Below are 3,141 nucleotides of genomic sequence, written 5' to 3' on the forward strand. Positions count from 1 at the left end.
GTACGTCTCCGGGGGCGCCCGTGACCCGCAGGGCGCCCCCGGAGACGTACGCCACGTGCCGCCCGTCGGGCGAGGGGCGCGGGTCGATCACCGGGCCCGCCGCGGGCAGTTCGCGGACCGTGCCCGCGCGCAGCTCCGCCGCGAAGAGGCGGCCCGACAGGGCGAACGCGGCCAACTCCGCCGCCGCGTCCGTCGCATAGCCCACGATGCCCGCGCCGCTCTCCCTGCTGCGCTCGCGCCGCGCGCGCTCGGCCGGGGAGAGGCGCTCCGCCGCGCCGCCGAGCAGCGCCCCGGGGTCGGCGGCGATCCGCTCGCGGCCCTCCGCCACGTCCAGGACCCAGAGCCGGTTCACCCGGTCGGTGCCGGAGGAGGAGCGCAGGAACACGACGCGGGAGCCGTCGGGCGCCACCGTGAACGCGCGGGGCGCGCCGAGGGTGAAGCGCTGCGTGCGGGCTTGCTGACGCGGAAAGGAGAGCGGCTGCGCCGGACTTTCGCCGGTCCTGGGAACTCCGGGGTCATCGGTGGTCATCCCCCGAGCCTATGGCGCATGCGCCCCCTTGTGCTGCCGTGCTCCGAGTCATGCGTCCACACGGATAGTTATGATCCGTAGCGCTTGGTGGGTATGTACCTGCTGGCGTTCCGCACTGGGTTACGGCAACGACTTGGAGGTGACCGCCGTGGCACTCTCGATTTCGGCGGTGGTGCTGCTGGCGATCATCGTCTTCCTGCTGGTCAAGAAGTCAGGTCTGAAAGCCGGGCACGCCGTGGTCTGTACGCTGCTCGGTTTCTACCTGGCCAGCTCGTCGATCGCCCCGACGATCAACGAGCTGACGACGAACGTGGCGGGCATGATCGGCGACATCAAGTTCTGAGCCGCCGCCCGGCCGCCACCGGGTCCGCGGCGCTCCCGGCGTTCGCCTCGTCCCCGGCGTGCTCGGTGGAGCCGTCGTCCCCGGCGTCCTCGTAGGGTGGTCCCATGACGGAACTGCCCGCCCGGCGCCTGCTGCTCGTGCACGCGCACCCGGACGACGAGTCGATCAACAACGGCGCGACCATGGCCAAGTACGCGGCCGAGGGTGCCCATGTCACGTTGGTCACCTGCACGCTGGGCGAGGAGGGCGAGGTCATTCCGGCCGGGCTCGCCCATCTCGCCGCCGACCGCGAGGACTCCCTCGGGCCGTACCGCGTCGGGGAGCTGGCCGCCGCCATGAAGGAGCTGGGGGTCACCGACCACCGCTTCCTCGGCGGCCAGGGGCGCTACCGCGACTCCGGGATGATGGGCACCGAGCAGAACCGCCGCCCCGGCGCGTTCTGGTCCGCCGGCCTCGACGAGGCGGCGGCCCATCTGGTCGAGGTGGTCCGCGAGGTCCGGCCGCAGGTCCTGGTGACCTACGACCCGGACGGCGGCTACGGCCACCCCGACCACATCAAGGCGCACCGCGTCGCCATGCGCGCCGCGGAGCTCGCGGCCGACGCGGCCTTCCGCGCCGACCTCGGGGAGCCGCACACCATCGGCAAGATCTACTGGAACCGCGCCCCGCGCTCCGTGGTCGAGGAGCGCTTCCGCTGGCTCCACGACGTGCTGCCGCAGTCGTCGTTCGACACCCCGGGCGTCCCCGGTGACGTGCCGGGCGTCACCGACGACGAGCGGATCACCACGGAGATCGACGGCGCGCTCTTCCGCGGCGCCAAGGCCGCGGCGATGGCCGCCCACGCCACCCAGGTCACGGTGGACGGACCGCTCTTCGTCCTCTCCAACGACCTCGCCCAGCCCCTCTTCGAGGTGGAGTACTACGAACTCGTGCGGGGAGAAGCACGGGGACAGGGGCAGAATGGTGCGGGTCAGGGACAGGGCCGTGAGACGGACCTGTTCGCCGGGCTCGGAGAGGTGACCGACGTGGCTGAGGTGACGGCGCTGTGAGCACGCGGTCCAGGGCGTCGTCGGGGGCCGGTTCCGGCTCCTCACGGCCCACGCCGAGCCCCGCCCCCGCGCCCGCGGGCAGCTTCCTCGCGCAGCCGCTGCGCCTCGGGCGTGTCGCCGCCTACGCCGGTCTCCTCGTCTTCGGCGCCGTCGTCGGCGTCGCGGGGGCGCTCGTCCAGGGCGGCTTCTTCCCCGCCGGACTGCTGCTCTCGCTCGTCGGCGCCGCGGGCGCCTTCTACGGCGGCGCGCGGGCGGTCGGCACCAAGGCCGGGGCCGTGGCGCCCGCCGCGGGCTGGCTGGTGGCGGTCATGCTGCTCACCGCGACCAGACCCGAGGGGGACTTCCTCTTCGGCGCGGGACTCGGCAGCTACGCCTACCTGCTCGGCGGGATGGTGGTGGCTGTGATGTGCGCCACGCTCGGTGGAGGACCGCAACCGACCGGTTCCACCGCCCGACTTGCCAAGTGACGTACCACTTCGGCCCGTGTCCCGCACGGGTTTGACGCCGGTCACAGGATGAGCGCCGACGGCGGACAGTATGGTGGTGCGGCCGCCGAGCCTCCCCCACCTCCGGCCGGGGGGACCCCCGATGAGGTCGAGACGGGCGGCGGAGTCAACCAGGAGAACCTGCCTTGAGTCGTGAAAATGACAGTTCGTCCGCCGGGCCCCAGGGGCGCGGTGGAGCCGCATACCCCTCGGGGACGCCCCCGTACGGCTCCCCGGCACAGGGCGCTGCCGAGGGCGGCGCGGACAGAGTGCGGCGGCAGGCCGCCGACGAGCGGCCCGAGGAGCCCGAGACCCAGACCACGCTGACCACCCGCATCCGGATCAACATCCCCGGGTCGCGGCCGATCCCGCCGGTCGTCGTGCGTACGCCCGTCGGTGACGAGGGCTCGCGCGCGGACGCGCGGGACGACGGCGGACGCCGGGACGGCGCGGCGCCGGGGGCGTCCGGCGACGCGGACCCGGGTCAGGGCACCGCCGGTGGTGGATCGCAGGGTTCCGGTTCCGCTTCGGGTACCGGCGGCGCGGGGTCCGCCGTGGGCGAGAACGCCCAGGGCCCCGGCCGAGGAGAAGACGAGCGACTGGTTCGCACCCCGCAAGCCCGCGCGCGAGAGCGGCGGGCCCGGCGGCGGCCGGTCCAACGGCGGCCCCTCGGCCCCCGGTTCGGGCGCTCCCGGCGCGCCCGGCGGCTCGCGCGGCCCCGGKGCCGCCCTGCGG

At 74.3% G+C, this 3,141-nt stretch carries 3 protein-coding genes and 2 pseudogenes; 4 read left to right on the forward strand and 1 reads right to left on the reverse strand.

Annotated features, from left to right (window positions below; translation table 11 throughout):
- Positions 1–529 (reverse strand): annotated as a pseudogene (locus AB8Z36_RS35600) (S9 family peptidase); the annotation flags it as partial.
- 148 nt (positions 530–677) lie between these two features.
- On the opposite strand from AB8Z36_RS35600, the gene AB8Z36_RS35605 reads away from it, so the two are divergent.
- From AB8Z36_RS35605 to AB8Z36_RS35620, 4 genes and pseudogenes are all read left to right on the forward strand, one after another.
- Positions 678–872: a hypothetical protein gene (locus AB8Z36_RS35605; RefSeq protein WP_358583875.1), complete on the forward strand. Its 195-nt coding sequence runs from the start codon at positions 678–680 to the stop codon at positions 870–872.
- 104 nt (positions 873–976) lie between these two features.
- Positions 977–1,921: an N-acetyl-1-D-myo-inositol-2-amino-2-deoxy-alpha-D-glucopyranoside deacetylase gene (gene mshB / locus AB8Z36_RS35610; protein WP_369217528.1), complete on the forward strand. Its 945-nt coding sequence runs from the start codon at positions 977–979 to the stop codon at positions 1,919–1,921.
- A complete protein-coding gene (locus tag AB8Z36_RS35615) occupies positions 1,918–2,388 on the forward strand; it encodes a DUF6113 family protein (protein WP_440582084.1) in 471 nt (156 codons plus the stop codon). The genes mshB and AB8Z36_RS35615 overlap by 4 nt, the downstream gene beginning before the upstream one ends.
- A gap of 164 nt (positions 2,389–2,552) precedes the next feature.
- Positions 2,553–3,141: pseudogene (locus AB8Z36_RS35620) on the forward strand (hypothetical protein); the annotation flags it as partial.

The organism is Streptomyces flavofungini, from assembly GCF_041028215.1.
Taxonomy (GTDB): Bacteria; Actinomycetota; Actinomycetes; order Streptomycetales; family Streptomycetaceae; genus Streptomyces; species Streptomyces flavofungini_B.